The organism is Janibacter sp. HTCC2649, from assembly GCF_000152705.1.
Lineage (GTDB): Bacteria > Actinomycetota > Actinomycetes > Actinomycetales > Dermatophilaceae > Knoellia.
This window is the reverse complement of sequence record NZ_CH672413.1, coordinates 242,150-262,652: the sequence shown is the minus strand read 5'-3', so window position 1 is coordinate 262,652 and position 20,503 is coordinate 242,150. Positions and strand designations below refer to the sequence as shown.

Genomic DNA, 20,503 nt, shown 5'->3' with positions numbered 1-20,503 from the left:
AAGCAGTGCCCACCCTCAGCCTCACCACGCGCGACGCCGCGAACCTCAAGGTCGACGCCCTCGTCGTCGGCTCCGTTTCGACCGACAAGGGCGCGACGCTCGCCGCCGGCCACGGTCTGCCGACCGCCGCCGCGAAGCACCTCGCCGCAGTTCTCACCGACCTCGAGGCCAAGGCCAAGCCGGGCGAGACCGTCCGCGTCGTGGCCGTGCCCGATGTGGCCGCCACCGCCATCGTCGTGACCGGACTCGGCGCCGCCGCCGACATCACGCCCGACGTGCTCCGCTCCGCCGCCGGCTCCGCCCTGCGCTCGGTCGCCACGAAGGCCTCGGTCGCCGTGGCGCTGCCGGCCTCCGACGAGGCCGCTCTCGCGGCTGTCGCCGACGGTGCGTATGCCGGCTGCTACAGCTTCGATGCGTCCTCCACCAAGGCGTCGGTCGGGGGCCAGCCCAAGGCCAAGAAGGTGCCTGTTTCTGGTGGGCCCAAGATCACGGTCGTCTCGTCGCTCGGCCAGGGCAAGGGGGTCAAGTCCGCCGTCGAGCGCGCAGCCATCATCGGCGCCGCTCGCGACCTCACCCGCGACCTCGTCAACACCCCGCCGAACCTGCTCACCCCGCAGTCCTTCGTCGACCGCGTCAAGGCCGTCGCTGCGGCATCCTCGGGCAAGGTCACCATCTCGGTCCTCGACGAGAAGGCCCTCGCCAAGGGCGGCTTCGGCGGCATCGTCGGCGTCGGCCAGGGCTCTGTCAACCCGCCGCGCATCGTGACGATGACCTACTCCCCCACCGCTGGTCGGGCCAAGAGCCCGTCCGTCGCACTCGTGGGCAAGGGCATCACCTTCGACTCGGGCGGCCTGTGCATCAAGCCGGCCGGCGGCATGCTCACCATGAAGTCCGACATGGCCGGCGCCGCCGCGGTTGCATCCACGGTCATCGCCGCCGCTGAACTGGGTGGCCCGGTGTCCGTCACCGGCTACCTCTGCCTCGCCGAGAACATGCCGAGCGGCACCGCCCAGCGTCCCGGTGACGTCGTGACGATGCGCAACGGCACGACCGTCGAGATCATCGACACCGACGCCGAGGGGCGCATGGTCCTCGGTGACGGCATCTGCTTGGCCAGCGAGGCCAAGCCCGACGTCATCGTCGACATCGCCACTCTCACGGGTGCGCAGATGGTCGCGCTCGGCAGCCGCGTCGCCGGTGTCATGGCCAACGACGACGACTTCCGCACCAAGGTGGTCAACTCCGGTGGCGCCGAGGGCGAGGACTCGTGGGCGATGCCGTTGCCGCGCGAGCTGCGCGCCGGGCTCGACTCGGTCGTGGCAGACCTCCAGCACAAGGCTGACCGCTGGGGCGGCATGCTCACCGCCGGGCTCTTCCTCCAGGAGTTCGTCGGCGAGGGCATCTCGTGGGCCCACGTCGACATCGCCGGCCCGTCCTTCAACGAGAAGGGTGCCGACGGCGCCATCCCCAAGGGCGGCACCGGCTACGGCGTGGCAACGCTCGTGAACCTCATCGAGAACCACACCGCCTGACCCCAGGCCCAGATGCACTTCGTGCCCGAAACGGACACGGTCGCGGCTGCGTACGCAGCCGACGGCGTGTCCGTTTCGGGCACGAAGTGCATCTGGCGGTGGGTCAGCCGGACTTGCGGCGGAACATCTGGTCGCGCCCGGAGGTCTCGGGTCCGTGACCGTGGTCGACCTTGCCCTGGTCCGCAGTGGCCGAGACATCGGCGCCGCCGTGGGCGTGCTTCTTGTCCAGGGCCTCGCGGAACTTCTTCTTCATGTCCTCGCTGGGCGTCGGACGGGAACTCTTTGACTCGGACACGGGTCCTCCTGGATCGGTGGTGCGGTCGCCTCACTCTCGCACGCTCAGCCGCGCGAGAGCCACATGCTTTCCGCCATCGGCCTGACGCCGGGCACCCGCGAATGCGATCTTGTGGACATGGTCACCCAGGACGGGTATGCCGTGTCCCAGCCGCCCCGCCGCTCACGTGTCGCTGTGGCGCCGATTGTCGCCACCCTCGCGATCACGGCAGGGCTGATCTTGGTGCGAGGTGTCGCGGACCAGCAGATCGACCACGTGGCCAGCATCGTCCCGCTGGCGCAGGTGAGGCCTCCGCTCGCGCAGGACGCCGTGGTCGGGCGGCTCGTGGCGGCCCCTCGAGCCCCTGTTGGTTCGGGCGGCTTCGAACTCCTGGCAACGAAACCGGGCAGTGTGGCGGCCTACGACCCGTGCCGCCCCTTGCATCTCGTCGTCAACCACGAGCGGGCGCCGTCGGACGCCGACGCCATCCTGAGGGACGCCATCTCGATGGTCGGCCCGGCAGCGGGACTCCAGATCGTCGTCGATGGGCCGACCGACGAACTGGCCCAAGAGGTGCGGCCGACGATGGACCGCGGCCGCTACGGCAACCGCTGGTCGCCTGCGCTCGTGGCGTGGACGACCCCCGAACGTGTCCCCACCCTCGACGGCAACGTCGCTGGCGTGGGCGGCAGCGTGGCCATGACGGACAGCCGTGGGCAGCTGCACAACGTCACCGGCATCGTCTACCTCGACGGACCAGCCCTCACCGAGGTCAGCGTCCGCAAGGGCGGGCACGAGATGGCCGTCGCGATCGTCGCGCACGAGCTGTCCCACCTCCTCGGCCTGGCCCACAGCGAGACAGCCGGTCAGCTCATGAACGCCGAGAACAAGGGCCAGACCAGCCTCGGCGACGGCGATCGTCGAGGGCTCGCCGCTCTGGCTGCCGTGCCCTGCAACCGCGAGTTCTGACCTTCACACCCGACTTCGTCGCAGCCTTGACCTGATGGGTCAGTGGCCGCGTTGGCGCGAGTTCCAGTCGCGCATCCGCTGCGGGTAGCCCGTCTGGTTGACGTCGTAGGTCGGCAGGTGCAGGTTGGTCGCCAGCTTGAAGGCGTCCTCACGGGACGGGACAGCGCGGCGCGTCCACTCACCGTCGTGGGCGATGAGGATGACCGTCGTCGCCGTGACGTTCGTGGCCGGTTCGACGAAGGCCTCCACCCCACGGCGGCTGCGCGCGAACTCCTCAAGGTGCTTGCGCGCCCTGCGCACGTCGTCCTTCGTCGGTGCCGCCGCACCCTTCGCGGGGGCTTCGCCCTTCCGCCGCCTGAACCACGCCATGGCGCCACGATACGGAAGACCGCTGGGAGGTGAGTGTGACTTCGCTGGGTGGCGGACGGCATACGCGAGCGTTCGTGGACGGACGAGGACCTCGTGTGACGACGGACACGGTGCAGTGACAGGATGGGCGGCACTGGCGCGACGTCGGCGAGACCCGCTCGGCGCGCGCCCCCTGCCGCAAACCAAGGGAGCAGTGAACGATGCCGGCCACCGCCGAGGACACCTATGACGTGGTCATTCTGGGAGGCGGAAGCGGTGGTTATGCCTGCGCCTTCCGCGCGGCAGAGCTGGGGCTTCGCGTCGCTCTCGTCGAGAAGTCCAAGCTGGGCGGCACCTGCCTGCACGTCGGCTGCATCCCGACCAAGGCGCTGCTCCACGCCGCCGAGGTCGCCGACACCGCCCGTGAAGGTGAGCAGTTCGGCGTGAGGACGACGCTCGAGTCGATCGACATGGCTGGCGTCAACGCCTACAAGGACGGCGTCATTGGTCGCCTCTACAAGGGCCTCCAGGGCCTCGCGAAGGCGCACAAGGTGGACCTCATCGAGGGCACGGGTCGGCTCGTCGACCCGTCGACCATCGAGGTGGACGGACGCCGCGTGACCGGCCGCAACGTCGTCCTCGCGACCGGCTCCTATGCCAAGTCCCTCCCCGGCCTCGAGATCGCCGGCCGCATCATGACCAGCGAGCAGGCACTGCAGCTCGACTTCGTCCCCGACCGTGTCGTCGTCCTTGGTGGCGGCGTCATCGGTGTCGAGTTCGCGTCGGTCTTCAGGTCCTTCGGCTCCGAGGTCACCGTCGTCGAGGCTCTCCCCCGGCTCGTCGCGGCCGAGGACGAGGCGGTGTCCAAGGTTCTGGAACGCGCCTTCCGCAAGCGCAAGATCACGGTCAAGGCGGGCGTGAAGTTCGCCGGCGCCACGCAGGAGGGCGACGTCGTCACGGTCACCCTCGAGGACGGCACGACCATCGAGGCCGACCTGCTGCTCGTCGCCGTCGGGCGCGGCCCGGTCACCGACGGGCTCGGCTTTGCCGAAGCCGGCGTGAGTCTCGACCGTGGTTTCGTCACGACCGACGACCGCCTCCGCACTGGCGTCGACGGCGTGTATGCCGTGGGCGACATCGTTCCCGGCCTCCAGCTCGCGCACCGCGGTTTCCAGCAAGGCATCTTCGTCGCCGAGGAGATCGCCGGACTCTCGCCCGCCCCGATCGTCGAGTCGACGATCCCGCGGGTGACCTACTGCAACCCCGAGATCGCGTCGGTCGGACTGACCGAGGCGCAGGCCCGTGAGGTGCACGGCGAGGTCGAGACCTACGAGTACAACCTGGGCGGCAACGGCAAGTCCCAGATCCTGCAGACCGCCGGCTTCGTCAAGCTCGTGCGTTCCAAGGATGGACCGGTCGTCGGCGTTCACATGATCGGCGCGAGGATGGGTGAGCAGATCGGTGAGGCACAGCTCATCGTCGGCTGGGAAGCCCACCCCGACGACGTCGCACCCCTCATCCATGCGCACCCCACCCAGAACGAAGCACTCGGCGAGGCCCATCTGGCGCTCGCTGGAAAACCCCTGCATGCTCACAACTAGAGTTGACGCAGAGCCACCGTCGATAGGAGAACTGACACCATGTCCGAACGTGTGACCATGCCCGCCCTCGGCGAGTCCGTGACCGAGGGCACCGTCACCCGGTGGCTCAAGAACGTTGGTGACCAGGTCGCCGTGGACGAGCCGCTGCTCGAGGTCTCGACCGACAAGGTCGACACCGAGATCCCCTCACCTGTCGCTGGCACGCTCCAGGAGATCCTTGCCGAGGAGGACGAGACCGTTCCCGTGGGCGCCGACCTCGCCGTCATCGGTGATGGACCCGCCGCCGGTGGCGACACCGCTGCACCTGCCGAGCAGCCCGCCGAGGCTCCGGCGCAGGAAGCGCCCGCCGCTGAAGCCGCTCCCGCCGAGGCAGCGCCTGCTGAGGCAGCACCCGCTGAGCCGGCTCCGGCGCAGGAAGCTCCGGTTGCCGAGGCTGCACCCGCTGAATCCGCTCCGGCCGAGGCTGCTCCCGCTGCTCCTTCTGCCGGTGGCGGTGGTGGCACGACCGTGACCATGCCTGCTCTGGGCGAGTCGGTCACGGAGGGCACGATCACCCGCTGGCTCAAGGCCGAGGGCGACGACGTCGCGGTCGACGAGCCGCTGCTCGAGGTCTCGACCGACAAGGTCGACACCGAGATCCCCTCCCCTGTCGCAGGCAAGCTGAGCAAGATCCTCGTCCAGGAGGACGAGACCGTCCCTGTGGGCGCCGACCTCGCCGTCATCGGTGGAGACGCAGCTGGCGCTGCCGAAGCACCAGCCGCCGAGGCCGCACCGGCCGCCGCTGAGCCCGCTGCCGAGGAGCCCGCTGCGGCTCCCGAGGCACCGCAGGCTGCTGCTGCGCAGGAGGCGCCCGCGCCCGAGCCCGAGGCTGCCGCCGAACCCGAGGCCGCACCGGCAGCACCGGCTCCCGCAGAGGCCGCGGCCCCCGCCGCACCGGCACCCACCCCGGCGCCGACCGCCCCCGCGGCTCCCGCACCGCAGGCTCCGGCTGCTCCGGCTGCTCCGGCATCGGCAACTTCCGCCAGCGACGAGTCGCAGGACGCGTCGGCCTATGTCACCCCGCTCGTGCGCAAGATCGCGTCCGAGAACAACATCGACCTCGGTTCCATCAAGGGCACCGGCGTCGGCGGTCGCATCCGCAAGCAGGATGTCCTCGCCGCGGCAGAGGCTGCCAAGGCCCCGGCCGAGGCACCCGCCGCCCCCGCCTCGACTGGTGCAGCCGCTCCGGCAGCTGCCTCGTCGAGCACTGCGGCAGCCGGCGACAGCAGCCTGCGTGGCACGACCCAGCCGATGACGCGCCTGCGCAAGATGATCGCCAAGCGCATGGTCGAGTCGCTCCAGACGTCGGCTCAGCTCACGACCGTTGTCGAGGTCGACGTCACCAAGATCGCGCGTCTGCGTGACCGCGCCAAGGGTGACTTCGCCCGCCGCGAGGGCAGCAAGCTCAGCTTCCTGCCGTTCTTCACGCTCGCCGCGATCGAGGCCCTCAAGGTCCACCCGACGGTCAACGCGAGCATCGACGGCGAGAACGTCACCTACCACGGCACCGAGAACGTCGGCATGGCCGTCGACACCGCCAAGGGTCTGCTCGTGCCGGTGGTCAAGAACGCGGGCGACCTCAACATCGCGGGGCTCTCGCGCAACATCGCCGATCTCGCGGAGCGCACGCGCACCAACAAGATCATGCCGGACGACCTCGCCGGTGGGACGTTCACGATCACCAACACCGGGTCGCGTGGAGCATTGTTCGACACGCCGATCATCAACCAGCCGCAGGTCGCCATCCTCGGCACCGGCGCGGTCGTCAAGCGGCCCGTCGTCGTCAAGGACTCCGACGGTGGCGAGACCATCGCCATCCGCTCGATGGTCTACCTTGCCCTGTCCTACGACCACCGGATCGTGGACGGCGCCGACGCCGCCCGCTTCCTCACCACGGTCAAGGAGCGCCTCGAAGAAGGCGCGTTCGAAGCCGATCTGGGCCTTTGAGTCTCTGAGTCCTGATCCACATGACACAGCGCATCGCCGTCGCCGGCTCCTCCGGACTGATCGGCGCTGCGCTGTGTCATTCGCTGCGGGAGCGCGGTGACGACGTCGTCCGCCTGGTTCGACGAGCACCCGAGCACGAGTCCGAGATCCAGTGGGACCCCTCAACCCGCCAGCTCGACCCCGCGGTCCTCGACGGTGTCGACGCCGTGGTCAACGTCGCCGGCGCGAGCCTGGGTGCCCATCGGTGGAGCCCGGCCTTCAAGACCGAGCTGATCAACTCACGCGTCGACGGAACCACTGCGCTGGCCACGGCCATCGCGCAGACAGGACGTCCGATCCATCTCGTCAACGGTTCAGCCGTGGGCTACTACGGCGACCGCGGTGACGAGGTACTCACCGAGGAGAGCAGCGCCGGTTCGGGTTTCCTCGTCGACCTCGTCCACGCCTGGGAAGGCGCGACCGAGCCCGCCGAGGCTGCTGGGGCACCCGTGGCTTGCCTGCGTACCGGCATCGTGCTGGCTCCCGACGGCGACGCGATCAAGATGTTGCTCCGGCTGGCGAAGTTGGGGCTCGGCGGCCCCCTCGGCAACGGGCGACAGTTCTGGTCGTGGATCACCCTCGCCGACCACGTTCGAGCCATCGAGCACGTGCTCGACCAGAGGCTCGAAGGTCCCGTGAACCTCACGGGTCCTGAGCCTGCTCGCCAGCGCGACATCGTCGCCGAGATGGGTCGCCAGCTGCACCGTCCGACGCTCCTGCCGGCTCCCACGTTCGCATTGCGCGCGGTGGTCGGAGAGATGGCCGGTGACATCGTCGCGAGCCAGCGGGCTGTGCCGAAGCGACTGCAGGACACCGGCTTCACCCACGGTCAGGCCACCCTCCCCGACGCGATCCGCTGGCTCCTGACGGCTCCCGCGTAACGATTTACGTCGACCCAGGGCTCCATCGGTCGCCGGACCCAGTCGTCTCTCGGCCCAGCTCAGACCGCTCGAACCTCCTGGACGCGCCAGCCCGAGTCGGTGCGGACGAGATCGAGCAGCACGGGGGGCCCCGCCACCGCTGGTCTGCGTTGGTCACCACCGGGACCCCTCACGACATGGGCGCCCGTGTCGATGCGCGCCCGGACGGTGGCGACCCCGCGCGACTCCCCCTCGAAAGCAGCCTCGCGCACGGTGAAGGTGAGCCCCACGTAACGCTGGTTGGCCCGCTGCACCCCGGCCAGCACCTCGGTGTCGCGGGCGAGGGCCGGTGAGCGCGGCGCGTCGACCTCGACGAGTCTGGCCGCAATCCCGGTCGACCAGGCCTCGGCTCGCGCCCGTGCCAGAGCACTGACCAACCCGAGCGGATCGGCTCGCGGCGCATCCTTCCCCAGACGCGCGTCCGAGGCGCCAGACGCCGCGGCTGGTCCGTTCGAGGGCGTCGCGCTCGCCAGCGCCGAAGGTGATCCGGTCGAAGCCCTCGCGTCGTCACGTCCACCGCTCCACGCCACCACCCCGAGTGCGACCGCGGCCATGACTCCCAGGACCATGACGAACGGCGCGACGGCGCGCAGGCTCCGCAGCCCGGAGGCGGCGACCTTCCTGCCAGTGGACGTGGTGGACAGGCAACGACGAGCAAGGTCACGGGCCCGCCCGGGCCCGGGCGCCGACGTTGCCGCGGCACCACCGTGCGACGACGCGCGAGCAGCAGCCCGGATGCGACGGGTGAGAAGGCTGACGTCATCGCCACCGGTCACCAGCACGAGCGGCTCGGGGTCGGCACTCTCGAAGATCGCCACGGCCAGCGCGTCGGCATTGGGACGGTCCTCGGCGCGTGAACGCAGCGCTCCTTCAACCGCGGCGACCAGGTCGACGGGCAGCCCGGACACCCGCTCCCCCAATCGTCCCCGGATGACAGCCGGACCCGGCGCCTCTCCCGTGAGGACGAACCACGCCAGCGCACCGAGGGCGTAGGCGTCGGACGCCGGCGACGGTGCCCCGCCCACTGCCACCTCGGGCGCGACGAAGCCCTCGGTCCCCCGGAGCTCCGCGAGCTGCTCCCCCACGATGCTCGCCACCCCCAGATCGGCCAGGAAGGGCCGGCCCTCCAGATCGAGGAGCACGTTGTCGGGTGAGACGTCTCCGTGCACGACGCCGATCCCGTGGAGCCGCCCCAGCGTGGAGGCGATCGGGCTGAGGACCGTCACGGCCTCCCCCGGCGCCAAGTGGCCGCGCGCCCGGACAGCCGACCCGAGAGTGCCACCGGCCAGGTGGTCGAGCACGAGGGCGACGTCGCCGTTCGGCAGTGCCGTCGCCTCGTGCAACCGGACGAGGTGCGGATCGGTGATCCGACCGAGCACGGCCAGCTCCACGAGAGCGTCGGCTGCATCGACCGCGGGCACGACCTTGATCGCGACCGTCGCGCCCGCAGCATCCGTCGCCGACCACACCGCGCCCGACCCGCCCTGTCCGATCGGCTCGACCACGTCGTAGCCGGGCACGCTGGGAGTGGTGTGGTCCACGATCCGGTGGCGGCCGGCATACCGGCTGTCGGTCGGCCTTTCCGAGGTCTCCATGACCTCATGGTTGCCGAGATGCCCGAAGCCGCCGCGAGCTTTTCCACAGGGTCAGGCGATGCGCTCCCCCGCCGAGGCGACGCCGAGCCACGTGTGCGGGTTCCCGTCCCAGCACCAGCCGAGTTTGGGCGCGCGTTCGCTGATCCACAGGGCCGGGACGCGACGGTCCGAACGGCGTGAGCCCGACAGCATGAAGCACTTGTTCTTCTCGAGCAGGTGCGGCGCCTGCGTGACCACGGCGATGCCCTCGTCAATGGTGAGAGGAGTCCGGCCACGACCTCGGATGACCGGGAGCGCCTCCTGCGGGCGAACGCCACAGAACTCCTCGCCGCGCTCGATGTCGACGAGGAGGTAGGCACGCACCTCCGGCACCTTGAGCTCGGGGAGCGGGTCATAGGTCGCGAGGTCGCCCTCGGCGTGGTTGCGGTCGACGACCCCGGGTCTGCGTCCGCCCACCAGGCGGAGCAACGGGACTGTCGTGATCGGGTCGACGAGCTCCCGTGTCACGACGATGACGTATGCCGTCCGCCCCGGTTCGTCCTTCGGCTCCGCCTCGTCGAGACGGCCGGCCATCTCGGCCAGCGGTGCGATCTCGGCGCGAAAGGCCCTCTCGCTCAACCCTGCCAGTGCGGGGTACCCCAACTCGATGAGCGTGGTGACCTGGTCCTCGAATGACATGCGTGCTCCCTCTGCTTCGGCGACGGGGTACTCAACGCGTCACCGGCAGCCGACGTTCCCGGCACGTCGGTCAGAGCCAGCCGTTGCTCTCGGCCGTGAGGACGGCCTCGGCCCGGTTGGCCGCCTGGGTCTTGCCGATCGCCGCCGACAGGTGGTTGCGGACGGTGCCTTCGGAGAGGAAGAGCCGGGATGCGATCACGGCCACCGACGAGCCGTCTCGGGCGGCCTGGAGGACCTCGGTCTCGCGTTGCGTCAGCGGGGACTCACCAGCGACGAGGCTGTCCGTCGCGAGGGCCGGGTCGACGACGCGCAGGCCGGCGTGCACTCGGCGCACGGCGTCGGCGAGCTGGGCGGCCGGGGTGTCCTTGACGACGAATCCCATTGCGCCGGAATGCATCGCGCGCCGCAGGAAGCCCGGCCGGCCGAAGGTCGTCACGATGAGGACGCGGGTCTCGGGGTAGGTCGCGCGCACTTGGGCGGTGGCGGCGATGCCGTCGAGTCCGGGCATCTCGACGTCCATGAGGACGACGTCGGGTCGGTGTTCGCGCACGGCGTCCAGCACGAGATCCCCGGACCCGACCTCGGCCACGACGGTGAGGTCGGGCTCGAGCGACAACAACGCCGAGAGGGCCCCACGGACCAGAGCCTGGTCGTCGGCCAGCAGCAGCCGGATCACGCGACCACCACCCGCAACGAGTAGCCGGGCTCCAACGACCTGGTGACGACCGTCCCTCCGAGCACGGACGCGCGTTCCTGCAGGCCCGTGAGTCCACTGCCCAGCGTCGAACCACCGGGACCGCCGCCGTCGTCGCGCACCTCCACGGACGTCGGCGTCAGGACCACGGAGCAACGCTGAGCGTTGCTGTGCCGCAACACATTGGTGACGCCTTCGCGCACGGTCCAGGCGAAGAGTTCGCGCAACGCCGTCGGGACGTCCTCGGTGGAGTTGGGCAGTTCCGCCGTGATCTCGGCGGCCGCGAGGGCGGTGCGCGCCCTCGCCAGTTCACCGGGGAGGCTCAGATCGCGATAGCCCTCCACGGCGCGACGGACGTCCGCCAAGGCATCGCGCGACAACCGTTCGAGGTCGGCCAGCTCGGCCCTGGCCCGTGGCGGGTCCACGTCAAGGAGTCGTTGTGCCAGTTCGGCCTTGACCGTGATGACCGTCAAGGAGTGACCGAGGATGTCGTGCAGGTCGCGGGCAAAACGGGTGCGCTCGTTCTCGACCGCCAGGTCGGCGTTCTCGTCGTGGGCCTTGATGAGCTCGATGTTGCGGACCATCATCTGCTGGATCCCGAAGACCGCCAGGGCCGCTGCAAGGACGCCGAACGCCGTGCCGGCTCCCGAGTCCCACGTCGGTCGCGTTTCACCGAGCACGATCATCAGTGCCGCGATCCCGACAACGATCGGGGCGGCATACGCAAAGGGAAGGAGCATCACTGTCGCGACGGCGCAATAGACCGCCGATGCGGTGCCGGTCTCCCCGAGCGCCCACACCATGACGGTGGCGAGGCTGGCCATCGAGGCCAGCCACCCGATGGACTCGACCCACGACGGTCGGGTCACCAGTCGGGCACGGTCGGCGCGAAGCCGGATCCAGATGACGATGTAGAGCGTCCCGAAGGCGAGCGTGGCCAGCAGGCCGATGTCGCCCTTCGCGGTGTCGTGGGCATCCCAGGCGACGCGAACAGGATCGATGAGGAAGACCAGCCAGATGGCGGCAAACCACGGCCCCCGGCGGCCGAGTGGCCGCTGGAGGGGCATGGTCTGGCTCATGGGTTCCATTTTGCCGTGCGGTCAGACCCGCGCCGTGTCCTTGCTCATCCGCCACGCCGCCCCACCGATGAACAGGGCCAGCCAGAGCACCGCGTTGAGGACGGCGTACCAGGGCAGGTCGTGCGTCAGCGGGGACCGGGCGATCTCGGCGACTCCGAACATCGGCGTGAACGACGCGACGTGCCACATCGTCGTTCCCTCGTCGATCGGGATGAAGACGTTGCCGACGAAACTGAACAGGGCCAGCCCCGGGCCGAGCACCTGCATGGCGTTCTCGCCCGGCACGAGGTAGCCGATGAACACGCCGAGGGCCGCGAAGACAAGGGTGCAGACCACCGTGAGCAGGGCGCAGCTGATCCACGTGCCGACCGGCATGTGCGGCTTGCCCTGGATGACTCCGGCGAGGTTCACGACGGTGACCGCGATGGTGCCCATGACCAGCGCCACGAGCGCCTTGGTGAGGATGTAGACGGCAGGGTTGAGAGGCGTGAGCCGCAGCGATCGGGACCAACCGAGCCCCCGCTCGATGGCGACCATGGCACCACCTGCGGCCGCGGTCAGGGCTGCTCCGTAGAGGGCCATCGAGACGAGGATGTAGGCCGCGACGTTGCCGTTCCCGACCTTCTCGTTCCAGCCCGACTGTCCTCCGAACGCGAAGAACATCGCGGCCGGGAAGATCAGCGTGAAGATGATCGTGCGGCGGTTGCGCAGCATCCGCTTGAGCTCGATCCCGAGCATGGTGGTGTTGAAGCCGCCGAAGCGAGGGACCGTGCGAGTGCTGGGGTCCACGGCGCTCCTGGCGGAGGACGTGGCGGTGTTCGTTGCGGTGCTCATGCGTTTGCTCCTGTCAGGTTGAGGAAGGCCTCTTCCAGGCCCCGCGCGGTGATCTCGAGGTCTCGCGCGTCGGTCTCGGCGAGGAGGTAGCGCGCGACCGAGTCGGTGTCCTTGGCGTGGACGTAGACCGTGTCCCCGCGCAGCTCCACCGAGTCCACGCCACCGATGGCGGTCAGGCGGTCGACGTCGGCGCCGGACCAGGTGGCGCGCACGGTGCGACCGCTGGCGAGGGCCTTGACCTCCGACCCGCTGCCGTCGGCCACGACCTTGCCGCTGCTCACGAGGACGATCCGGTCGGCGTACTGGTCGGCCTCCTCGAGGTAGTGCGTCGCGAAGAGGACCGTGCGGCCGCGGGAGGCGTCCTCACGGATGGCTCCCCAGAACGCGCGGCGGCCCTCGACGTCCATGCCGGTGGTGGGCTCGTCGAGGAGAAGGAGCGCCGGGTCGGGCAGCAGGGCGAGGGCGAAGCGCAGGCGCTGCTGCTCGCCACCCGAGCACTTGCCGACCTTGCGGCCGGCGATGTGGCTGATGCCTGCCCGTGAGAGCACGTCGTCGACCGACTCGGTGTTGGCGAAGAGGCTGGCCATGTAGGCGACCGTCTCGCGAACGGTCAGGTCCTTGAGCAGTCCCCCGGTCTGCATCACTGCCGAGACGAGGCCGTGAGCGATGGCGTCACGGGGCTTCATGCCCATGACCTCGACCTCACCGCTGGTCGGCTTCGAGAGCCCGAGCAGCATGTCGATGGTCGTGGTCTTGCCGGCGCCGTTGGGGCCGAGGAAAGCCACCACCTCGCCCGGCTCGATGTCCAGGTCGATCCCCCGGACGGCTTCCACATCTCCGAACTTCTTGGTCACGCCGCGGAGGCTGACCGCTGTGTGTGTCGTCATGCATCGAGCCTCACGGGCGACGTGCCTCGCGCCCTCACACGGTTGTCACGACCGGCCCATGACAAATGTCAGGCGTCAGGTGCCTTCGGCGAAGACGGCGTATGCCGTCCGGCTCCCTTCGCGCTGTCCGGCTAGGGTCGAATCCATGCCTGCCGACCAGCCGACGATCCTTGCCACCTCGGGTGGCTACCGCCCCTCCAGCCGCACGTTCCTCGAGTTCGATGCCCTCGTCCACCACGCCGTCGAGCTGTCCGGCGTCACGGGCCGGCGCCCCAAGGTCACGGTCGTCGGCACGGCCATGGGTGACCAGCGCTACCTCAACGACCACCTGCACCAGGCCGGACGCGTGGCCGGATTCGAGATCACCACCCTCGACCTCTTCCCGATGCCGAACCACGACGACGTGCCCGGGTTGCTCCTCGACCAGGACGTCGTCTGGGTCAATGGTGGCTCGGTTGCCAACCTCCTGGCCGTCTGGCAGGTCCACGACCTCGCGCCCGCGATGCGCGCCGCGTGGGAGGCCGGGGTCGTCCTCTCCGGCGTCTCCGCCGGATCCATCTGCTGGTACCTCGGTGGGACGACGGACTCGTTCGGACCCGAGCTGCGCGCCGTCACCAACGGACTGGCACTCCTCCCCTACGGCAACGGCGTGCACTACGACTCCGAGGCCCGCCGCCGACCGCTCGTCCACGAGCTCGTCGCCAACGGCACCCTGCCCACGACCCACTGCACCGACGACGGCGTCGGCCTCGTCTATCACGGCACCGAGCTCGTCGAGGCGGTCTCGGAGCGCGACAACAAGGGCGCCTACATCGTCACGCGTGAGGGCGACACGGCGGTCGAGGAGCGCCTCGAACCGCGCCGCCTCGTCAACCCCTGAGCCTCTCGCGAAGAATCAGCCCGTGAACTGGTCTGCGGTCTCCTGAAGCCGAGCCCGGTGGCTCTCCCAGTAGTCCTCGTCGTCGGAGGGCATGTTGGTGGATTCGGGTCGCATCCCGGCCGCTCCGTCGACGAGCTCGCGGACGACGTCGAGGTGGCCGGCATGCCGGTTGGTCTCGGCGATCATGTGCACCAGGAACCACTGCAGCGACACGGCCGTGCCGCTCTCACCCCACCACGGCACGGAACCCGTGTCGTCGAGGTCGAGCTCCTCGATGACCGCGTCGGCGTGGGCCGCGACCCGGCGATAGAGGTCGATGATCGAGTCCCTGGACTCCTGCGCCGTCGCCCACATGTCGCCGTTGTCCTCGAGGGTGTCGGCCATCATTTCGGCGTACCACGGCGGCATGTCCGGGACAGGCCGGCCCAGACAGTCACCGAAGTAGCCCGCCTCGACGCCTGCGAGGTGCTTGACGACGCCGAGCAGGTTGGTGCCGGTGGGCGTCAGCGGGCGGCGGAGGTCGTGCTCCGACAGTCCTTCGAGCTTCCAGAGCACCGCCTCGCGGGAACGACCCAGATAGCGCTTGAGGATGGCCTTGTGGTCGTCGGTCATGTCAGGAGTCCCCTTCGTCGGTGTGACCGGGACGCAGCCCGGGTGTGATGACCTCGACGACCCGCTCGCCCTCGGCGCTCGCCCTCGCGGCGTCGATGACGGCCAGGGTGTGGATGGCATCGCGCGGGTCGACCGGCATGGCTGCCTGCGGGTCCGGCGCCGACAGGGCGGAGCCAACCGCGCGATAGAAGTCGACCTGGCTCGCCGGCGTCGTGGGCACCGCCTCACGTTCCAGCGCGCGCATGAGCCAACCGCAGTGGTCTGCGTCGGCGTCGGCGAGGTCCGCGTAGACGTTCGGTTCACCCTCGAACTCGTTCTGAATGTATGCCGCGTCGCTCCCGAGGAGACGAACGCGCGGACCCGCTGCGCCCGAGACCGAGGTGGCACCGAGGTGACTCACGACGCCGGACTCGTGACGGCATACGAGGAAGGCGTCGTCCTCGGCGGGAGTGGTGTGGGACTGGACGGTGGCGAACACGGTGAGAACGGGGCCGAAGAGCTGCACCGCAGAGTCGATGAGGTGCGCATGCAGGTCGAGCATGATGCCGCCGCCCTCGGCCGCAGAGGCGTTCTCGCGCCAGCGGTCCTTGGGCACGGGGCGCCAACGTTCCCAACGCAGCTCGCACCGAAACGGCTCTCCCGCAAGTCGATCCGCGACGACGGTGGCCAAGGTGGTGTGCGACGGGTCGTAGCGTCGGTTGTGGAAGACCGTGAGCGGCACACCTGCGTGCGAGGCGGCATCGACGACGGTCAGGCAGTCGTCGGCGGTGACAGCCAGGGGCTTGTCGACGACGCAGGCGATGCCGGCCTCGATGACCTTGAGGGCGTGCTCGAGGTGGCTGCCGCTCGGTGTCGCCAGCACAATGACGTCGAGACCCTCGACGGCCAGCAGCGCGTCCAGGTCGTCGACGACGAGCGCATCGGGAAAGTCCTGCGCCACCTCGGCTCGACGATCCGGATTCGACGTCGCCACGGCGGCGAGCTCGAGGCCGGCCTCGCGGATGATCGGCGCGTGGATCCCGCGCCCTGCCGATGCGTAACCTGCCAGTCCGACTCTCACCATGGCGTGAACCCTAGTGCGAGGGACCGTCACTCCTCGCGAGCATTTCCGCCTCGGTCGCGCGATCACCGGGCAAGCGCGCGGGCCACCACACCCGCGGCCCGAGGTCGTGGGCCAGAGCCGGGACCAAGAGACTTCGGACGACGAACGTGTCGAGGATGACGCCGAAGGCCACGATGAACGCCACCTGCACGAGGAAGACCAGGGGCAGGACCGTCAGGGACGAGAAGGTCGCGGCGAGAACGATGCCGGCGCTCGTGATGACGCCACCGGTGACCGCGAGTCCCACGAGGATGCCGGGCCGCGTCCCGCGATGTGCGGACTCCTCCCGCACGCGGGTCATGAGGAAGATCGAGTAGTCGATCCCGAGAGCGACGAGGAAGACGAACCCGTAGAGCGGGATCGCCGGGTCGCTCCCGCCGAAACCCAGGACATGGTCGAAGACCAGGGCCGACACCCCGATCGTCGCGGCGAACGAGATGACGTTGGCCGTGACGAGGAGCAGCGGCGCGACCAGCGACCGCAGGAGCAGGCACAGCACGAGGAAGATGACGAGAAGGATCGCGGGCACGATGACCCGCAGGTCACGACCACTGGCCTCGAGCACGTCGAGGTTGATCGCCGCCTGACCGCCGACGAGGGCGTCGGGGCTGACGTCGTCCAACGAGGCCCGGAGCCTGCGCACGGTCTCCTCAGCACCCGTGCTGTCGGCCGCCCCGGTCGCAGTTCCCTGCACGAGCTGGAGCCCGTCCACCGGCGTGGCCTCGGGCGCCGGCTGCCCCGGGACCGGTGGCGCCAGCCCGACGTAGGCCGACTCGATGCCGGGGTCATCGTCCATTGCGCTGCGAACCGCCTCCGCACGGTCGGCAGGTACGACGACCTGGACGGGGCTGCCCGACCCAGCAGCGAAGTGCCGCTCGATCGCGCCCTGCGCATCGACCGAGTCCGTCGCCACGAGGAAGGTGTCCTTGATGGTCACCCCGTCCGCCTTGAACGAAGGCGCGAACGCGGCCGCCGCGATCAGCGCCACGAGGGTGATCACCCACGTCCGTCGAGGATGCCGTCCCACGAGACCGGACACCCGTCCCCACAGCGAGCGCGTGCCCACGACGTCCTCGGCATGAGCGTGGTCGACGCGAGGAGCAAACGGCCAGAACGCCTTTCGCCCGAAGAGCAACAGCACGGCAGGCAAGAACGTCAGCGACGCGAGCAACGCACCAGCGATACCGAACGCGCCCACCGGCCCGAGCCCCGCAGTGTTCTGGAGCGAGGCGAGCATGAGGCAGAGCAGCCCGAGGATGACGGTCGCGGCGGAGGCTGCGATCGGCTCGACCGAACCCCGCCAGGCCCGGCGCAACGCGACCCAGGTGCTCTCGTGCTCGTGCAGCTCCTCGCGGAACCGGCTCACGAGCAGCAGGGCGTAGTCGGTCGCTCCCCCGACGACGAGGATGAACATGATCCCCTGCGACTGACCGGACAGCTCGATGGTGCCGTTCTCCGCGAGCGGGCGAATGACGAGCACCGCCAGCGACAGGCCGAACACCGCACTGAGCAGGACCGCGATCGGGAGGATCGGGCTGCGATAGACGACGAGCAGGATGACGAGGACGACGCAGAGCGCGACGAGCAACAGGACACCGTCGATCCCCGCGAACGCGGCAGAGAAGTCGGCGATGAGGCCACCGGGTCCGCCGACATGGGTCGTCATCCCCGCCGCGCCCAGCATCACCCGTGCCTTGACCCGCACCTCCTCTGCCGCAGCCACGATGGGTGTCTCGCCGTCGATGACGTCAGATGCCGCGCTCTCCTTGAGCGGGATGATGACGAGCGCCGCCCGCCTGTCCTGCGCAGGAACGGGGACGATCTGCGACCCCTCGCCGAGGTAGTCGGCCAGCGTCCTGTCCGAGCCGGGCAGCGGGATGCCCGGCAGCTCGCGGACCAGCTGCAGGAGCGCAAAGCCGTCCCGCTCACCGAGCTCGGCGCCGTCGCGACGCTCGGCGACGACGATGAGTGGGATCTCCTCCTCGTCGCTGAACCGGCTCACGGCCCTGAGCACTGCGGTCGACTCGGCATCGGCCGGCAGGAACGACGCGTTGTCGTTCTTCTGGACCTCGGAAAGCTTCCCCGTCGCGGGTCCACCCACCGCCCCGATCGCCAACCAGACGACGATGACGGCGAGGGCTCCGAGGAGGATCCGCCGAGGTCGGCCCACCGTGGTCGCGCGCTCGCGGCTCGTCATGTCGGGAGCCTACGTCGGTGCGGTGCAGCGCAAGGTGCGCTCACGGCATACCGTGGGTTCATGCGTTTTGTGCACCTGGGTTTTGCGCCTGACTTCGTCGACTACAACGACGGGTGGGAGCGCCAGCGAGAGGTGCACGCCGCGGTGGCCGAGGGGCGCGAGCCCAACACGACGTTGCTGCTCGAGCACGCCGCCGTCTACACCGCCGGCAAGCGCACCCAGCCCGAACAGCGGCCGTTCGACGGCACTCCTGTCGTCGACGTCGACCGCGGCGGCCTCATCACGTGGCACGGTCCGGGGCAGCTCGTCGGCTACCCGATCGTGGCGCTCCAGGAGGTACCCATCGACGTCGTGGCGCACGTGCGCCGGCTCGAGGACGCGATGATGCGGATGACCCGCGAGTTCGGGGTCGAGACGGTGCGCGTCGACGGTCGCAGCGGTGTCTGGGTGCTCGCCGACGACCGCGGTCCCGACCGCAAGCTCGGCGCCATCGGTGTGCGCGTCAGCAAGCGCACGACCATGCACGGCTTTGCCCTCAACTGCGACGCCGACCTGACCTGGGCGGACAACATCGTCGCCTGTGGCATCGCCGACGCCGGCGTCTCGTCGATCAGCCGCGAGGCCGGGCGGACCGTGACGGTCCAGGATCTCCTTCCATACGCCGAGAAGCACCTCACCGACATCCTGGGCTGAGTTTCACTGCAACGACGGCGGCGTATGCCGTCCGCTCGTCACCCGCTCTGGGCGCACCTCAACGGGTCCGGCAGCTGGGTGATGCGCCCGCACGAGACGAGGGTGTGCGCCTGGTTGCCGAACCGGTCCTTGCTCGAGTCGATGTCGCCCGTGAGCGTTCGATCGGTGGCGAGCCGCCAGGTCGTGACGATCGGATCGCCCTCGATGGTGGGCTGGGAGACGGCCAGGGTCGCGGCTCGTCCCTCGCGCAGGGCGCCCTCGAAGCAGGCGCGTTCCTTGGCACCGCCCACCTCCAGCACCTCGCCCTGCCCCAGCTCGACCTCGCCACAGCTGATCTCGGCCGTCGGTGTCTGCGACGACGTCGCCGGCCGAGGTGAGGCAACCGATGAGCCGCACCCCGTCAGGAGCGCGACCGTCCCCACCACGATGAGTCGTCTCATGTGCCTCTGACGCCGACGGCGGCCGCTCGGTTCCCTGGGTGCGTGACGGAGAGCGACGCGGCGAGGGCGAATGTGGGGTGTGGCACACCCGGGCGTACGCTTGTCCGTGTGACTGTCGCACCCGAAGGACGTCGTCTTCTGCGCGTCGAGGCCCGCAACGCCGAGACCCCCATCGAGCGCAAGCCCGAGTGGATCCGCACCACCGCCAAGATGGGGCCGGAGTACACCCAGCTCCACTCGATGGTGAAAAAAGAGGGTTTGCACACCGTCTGCCAGGAAGCCAGCTGTCCCAACATCTTCGAGTGCTGGGAAGACAAGGAAGCCACCTTCCTCATCGGCGGTGACGTCTGCACCCGCCGCTGCGACTTCTGCGACATCGCCACGGGTCGCCCCACCTTCCTCGACCTGGACGAGCCGCGCCGTGTCGCCGAGTCCGTGCAGCAGATGGGTCTGCGCTACTCGACCGTCACCGGTGTCGCCCGTGACGACCAGCCCGACGGTGCCGCCGGCCTCTACGCCGAGACGATCCGTCAGATCCACGCCCTCAACCCCAACACCGGTGTCGAGATCCTCCCGCCCGACTTCGGTGCCAAGCCCGAGCTCGTGAGCCAGGTCTTTGACGCCCGCCCCGAGGTGTTCGCCCACAACCTCGAGACCGTGCCGCGCATCTTCCGGCAGATCCGTCCGGCCTTCACCTACGAGAAGTCGCTCAGGGTCCTGTCGATGGCCCGCGAGGCCGAGCTCGTGACGAAGTCCAACCTCATCCTCGGGATGGGCGAGGAGGACCACGAGGTCGAAGAGGCGATCGCGGACCTCCACGACGCCGGTTGCGACATCCTCACGATCACCCAGTACCTCCGCCCCTCGAAGCTGCACCACCCGATCGACCGGTGGGTCAAGCCCGAGGAGTTCGTCCACTGGAGCAACGTCGCCGAGGACATGGGCTTCAAGGGCGTCATGGCCGGGCCGCTCGTGCGCTCGTCCTACCGCGCCGGCCGCCTGTGGGCCACCGCGATGAAGAAGTGGGGCCGCCCGATCCCCGAGCACCTGTCCCACCTCGAGCAGGCTGCCGGTGACCCGGCCCGTCAGGAAGCAGCGTCCTTGGTGGCGCGCTCCGCACGAGCCGTATCCTGATCTGAGCAT

At 69.6% G+C, this 20,503-nt stretch carries 20 protein-coding genes; 8 read left to right on the top strand and 12 right to left on the bottom strand.

The features are described from left to right. Positions 1-5: 5 nt before the first annotated feature. The gene (locus JNB_RS01290) at positions 6-1,532 is read left to right on the top strand and encodes a leucyl aminopeptidase (RefSeq protein ID WP_040883458.1); all 1,527 of its coding nucleotides are present in this window, start codon (positions 6-8) and stop codon (positions 1,530-1,532) included. 103 nt (positions 1,533-1,635) lie between these two features. Here the strand turns inward: JNB_RS01290 and JNB_RS01285 are convergent, their stop codons facing one another. Beyond that, complete coding sequence (locus tag JNB_RS01285) at positions 1,636-1,827, bottom strand: DUF5302 domain-containing protein (protein ID WP_040883456.1); 192 nt, start codon at positions 1,825-1,827, stop codon at positions 1,636-1,638. A gap of 117 nt (positions 1,828-1,944) precedes the next feature. Here JNB_RS01285 and JNB_RS01280 point away from each other — a divergent pair, with 117 nt between their 5' ends. After that, positions 1,945-2,775 (top strand): matrixin family metalloprotease, encoded by an 831-nt coding sequence (locus JNB_RS01280; protein WP_158306110.1) that lies wholly within the window; start codon positions 1,945-1,947, stop codon positions 2,773-2,775. Positions 2,776-2,814: 39 nt separating this feature from the next. Here JNB_RS01280 and JNB_RS01275 read toward each other — a convergent pair whose 3' ends face one another. Further along, positions 2,815-3,144, bottom strand: coding sequence for a hypothetical protein (locus JNB_RS01275; protein WP_009774574.1), 330 nt, complete (start codon positions 3,142-3,144; stop codon positions 2,815-2,817). A 200-nt stretch (positions 3,145-3,344) separates the two neighbouring features. Here JNB_RS01275 and lpdA point away from each other — a divergent pair, with 200 nt between their 5' ends. Genes lpdA through JNB_RS01260 form a run of 3 tightly spaced genes read left to right on the top strand, consistent with a single transcriptional unit; the run spans position 3,345 to position 7,630 of the window. Then, on the top strand, positions 3,345-4,724 hold the full coding sequence (lpdA, locus tag JNB_RS01270; protein ID WP_009774573.1) for a dihydrolipoyl dehydrogenase: 1,380 nt from the start codon (positions 3,345-3,347) through the stop codon (positions 4,722-4,724). 39 nt (positions 4,725-4,763) lie between these two features. Next, positions 4,764-6,710: a 2-oxoglutarate dehydrogenase, E2 component, dihydrolipoamide succinyltransferase gene (gene sucB / locus JNB_RS01265; protein ID WP_009774572.1), complete on the top strand. Its 1,947-nt coding sequence runs from the start codon at positions 4,764-4,766 to the stop codon at positions 6,708-6,710. 20 nt (positions 6,711-6,730) lie between these two features. Next, on the top strand, positions 6,731-7,630 hold the full coding sequence (locus tag JNB_RS01260) for a TIGR01777 family oxidoreductase (protein WP_009774571.1): 900 nt from the start codon (positions 6,731-6,733) through the stop codon (positions 7,628-7,630). A 59-nt stretch (positions 7,631-7,689) separates the two neighbouring features. On the opposite strand, the gene JNB_RS01255 is transcribed toward JNB_RS01260, so the two are convergent. The 6 genes from JNB_RS01255 to JNB_RS01230 all read right to left on the bottom strand — a co-directional run bounded on the left by JNB_RS01255 (position 7,690) and on the right by JNB_RS01230 (position 13,436). After that, positions 7,690-9,264, bottom strand: a complete 1,575-nt coding sequence (locus JNB_RS01255) for a serine/threonine-protein kinase (protein WP_009774570.1) — start codon at positions 9,262-9,264, stop codon at positions 7,690-7,692. Between the two features lie 51 nt (positions 9,265-9,315). Beyond that, positions 9,316-9,942, bottom strand: coding sequence for a DUF5701 family protein (locus JNB_RS01250; protein WP_009774569.1), 627 nt, complete (start codon positions 9,940-9,942; stop codon positions 9,316-9,318). 70 nt (positions 9,943-10,012) lie between these two features. Next, positions 10,013-10,618, bottom strand: a complete 606-nt coding sequence (locus tag JNB_RS01245) for a response regulator transcription factor (RefSeq protein WP_009774568.1) — start codon at positions 10,616-10,618, stop codon at positions 10,013-10,015. Then, a complete protein-coding gene (locus tag JNB_RS01240) occupies positions 10,615-11,715 on the bottom strand; it encodes a sensor histidine kinase (RefSeq protein ID WP_237700579.1) in 1,101 nt (366 codons plus the stop codon). Before JNB_RS01240 ends, JNB_RS01245 begins: the two co-directional genes overlap by 4 nt. 21 nt (positions 11,716-11,736) lie before the next feature. Beyond that, positions 11,737-12,549, bottom strand: coding sequence for an ABC transporter permease (locus JNB_RS01235; protein ID WP_009774566.1), 813 nt, complete (start codon positions 12,547-12,549; stop codon positions 11,737-11,739). After that, positions 12,546-13,436 (bottom strand): ABC transporter ATP-binding protein, encoded by an 891-nt coding sequence (locus JNB_RS01230; protein WP_009774565.1) that lies wholly within the window; start codon positions 13,434-13,436, stop codon positions 12,546-12,548. The genes JNB_RS01235 and JNB_RS01230 overlap by 4 nt, the downstream gene beginning before the upstream one ends. A gap of 145 nt (positions 13,437-13,581) precedes the next feature. On the opposite strand from JNB_RS01230, the gene JNB_RS01225 reads away from it, so the two are divergent. Next, positions 13,582-14,316: a peptidase E gene (locus JNB_RS01225; RefSeq protein ID WP_009774564.1), complete on the top strand. Its 735-nt coding sequence runs from the start codon at positions 13,582-13,584 to the stop codon at positions 14,314-14,316. A 15-nt stretch (positions 14,317-14,331) separates the two neighbouring features. Here JNB_RS01225 and JNB_RS01220 read toward each other — a convergent pair whose 3' ends face one another. The 3 genes from JNB_RS01220 to JNB_RS01210 are packed head-to-tail and all read right to left on the bottom strand — an operon-like array spanning position 14,332 to position 18,227. Continuing rightward, positions 14,332-14,928: a DinB family protein gene (locus JNB_RS01220; protein ID WP_009774563.1), complete on the bottom strand. Its 597-nt coding sequence runs from the start codon at positions 14,926-14,928 to the stop codon at positions 14,332-14,334. Position 14,929: 1 nt separating this feature from the next. Next, positions 14,930-15,991 carry a Gfo/Idh/MocA family protein gene (locus tag JNB_RS01215; RefSeq protein WP_009774562.1) on the bottom strand — a complete coding sequence of 354 codons (1,062 nt, stop codon included), beginning with the start codon at positions 15,989-15,991 and terminating at the stop codon, positions 14,930-14,932. Positions 15,992-16,001: 10 nt separating this feature from the next. Further along, positions 16,002-18,227: an MMPL family transporter gene (locus JNB_RS01210; protein ID WP_009774561.1), complete on the bottom strand. Its 2,226-nt coding sequence runs from the start codon at positions 18,225-18,227 to the stop codon at positions 16,002-16,004. 60 nt (positions 18,228-18,287) lie between these two features. Here JNB_RS01210 and lipB point away from each other — a divergent pair, with 60 nt between their 5' ends. After that, positions 18,288-18,920 (top strand): lipoyl(octanoyl) transferase LipB, encoded by a 633-nt coding sequence (gene lipB / locus JNB_RS01205; RefSeq protein ID WP_040883452.1) that lies wholly within the window; start codon positions 18,288-18,290, stop codon positions 18,918-18,920. 38 nt (positions 18,921-18,958) lie between these two features. Here lipB and JNB_RS20205 read toward each other — a convergent pair whose 3' ends face one another. Next, positions 18,959-19,360, bottom strand: coding sequence for a hypothetical protein (locus JNB_RS20205; RefSeq protein WP_009774559.1), 402 nt, complete (start codon positions 19,358-19,360; stop codon positions 18,959-18,961). A 108-nt stretch (positions 19,361-19,468) separates the two neighbouring features. Here JNB_RS20205 and lipA point away from each other — a divergent pair, with 108 nt between their 5' ends. Further along, entirely contained in the window at positions 19,469-20,494 is a 1,026-nt protein-coding gene (lipA, locus tag JNB_RS01195) for a lipoyl synthase (RefSeq protein ID WP_009774558.1), read from the top strand. The last annotated feature ends 9 nt before the right edge of the window (positions 20,495-20,503 follow it).

Coding starts and splice junctions, on each gene's coding strand:
- JNB_RS01275 (WP_009774574.1), bottom strand. CDS start 3,144: ATGGCGTGGTTCAGGCGGCGGAAGGGCGAAGCCCCCGCGAAGGGTGCG.
- JNB_RS01250 (WP_009774569.1), bottom strand. CDS start 9,942: ATGTCATTCGAGGACCAGGTCACCACGCTCATCGAGTTGGGGTACCCC.
- lipB (WP_040883452.1), top strand. CDS start 18,288: ATGCGTTTTGTGCACCTGGGTTTTGCGCCTGACTTCGTCGACTACAAC.
- JNB_RS01260 (WP_009774571.1), top strand. CDS start 6,731: ATGACACAGCGCATCGCCGTCGCCGGCTCCTCCGGACTGATCGGCGCT.
- lpdA (WP_009774573.1), top strand. CDS start 3,345: ATGCCGGCCACCGCCGAGGACACCTATGACGTGGTCATTCTGGGAGGC.
- JNB_RS01230 (WP_009774565.1), bottom strand. CDS start 13,436: ATGACGACACACACAGCGGTCAGCCTCCGCGGCGTGACCAAGAAGTTC.
- JNB_RS01240 (WP_237700579.1), bottom strand. CDS start 11,715: ATGAGCCAGACCATGCCCCTCCAGCGGCCACTCGGCCGCCGGGGGCCG.
- JNB_RS01210 (WP_009774561.1), bottom strand. CDS start 18,227: ATGACGAGCCGCGAGCGCGCGACCACGGTGGGCCGACCTCGGCGGATC.
- JNB_RS01255 (WP_009774570.1), bottom strand. CDS start 9,264: ATGGAGACCTCGGAAAGGCCGACCGACAGCCGGTATGCCGGCCGCCAC.
- JNB_RS01225 (WP_009774564.1), top strand. CDS start 13,582: ATGCCTGCCGACCAGCCGACGATCCTTGCCACCTCGGGTGGCTACCGC.
- JNB_RS20205 (WP_009774559.1), bottom strand. CDS start 19,360: ATGAGACGACTCATCGTGGTGGGGACGGTCGCGCTCCTGACGGGGTGC.
- JNB_RS01215 (WP_009774562.1), bottom strand. CDS start 15,991: ATGGTGAGAGTCGGACTGGCAGGTTACGCATCGGCAGGGCGCGGGATC.
- sucB (WP_009774572.1), top strand. CDS start 4,764: ATGTCCGAACGTGTGACCATGCCCGCCCTCGGCGAGTCCGTGACCGAG.
- JNB_RS01280 (WP_158306110.1), top strand. CDS start 1,945: ATGGTCACCCAGGACGGGTATGCCGTGTCCCAGCCGCCCCGCCGCTCA.
- JNB_RS01220 (WP_009774563.1), bottom strand. CDS start 14,928: ATGACCGACGACCACAAGGCCATCCTCAAGCGCTATCTGGGTCGTTCC.
- JNB_RS01235 (WP_009774566.1), bottom strand. CDS start 12,549: ATGAGCACCGCAACGAACACCGCCACGTCCTCCGCCAGGAGCGCCGTG.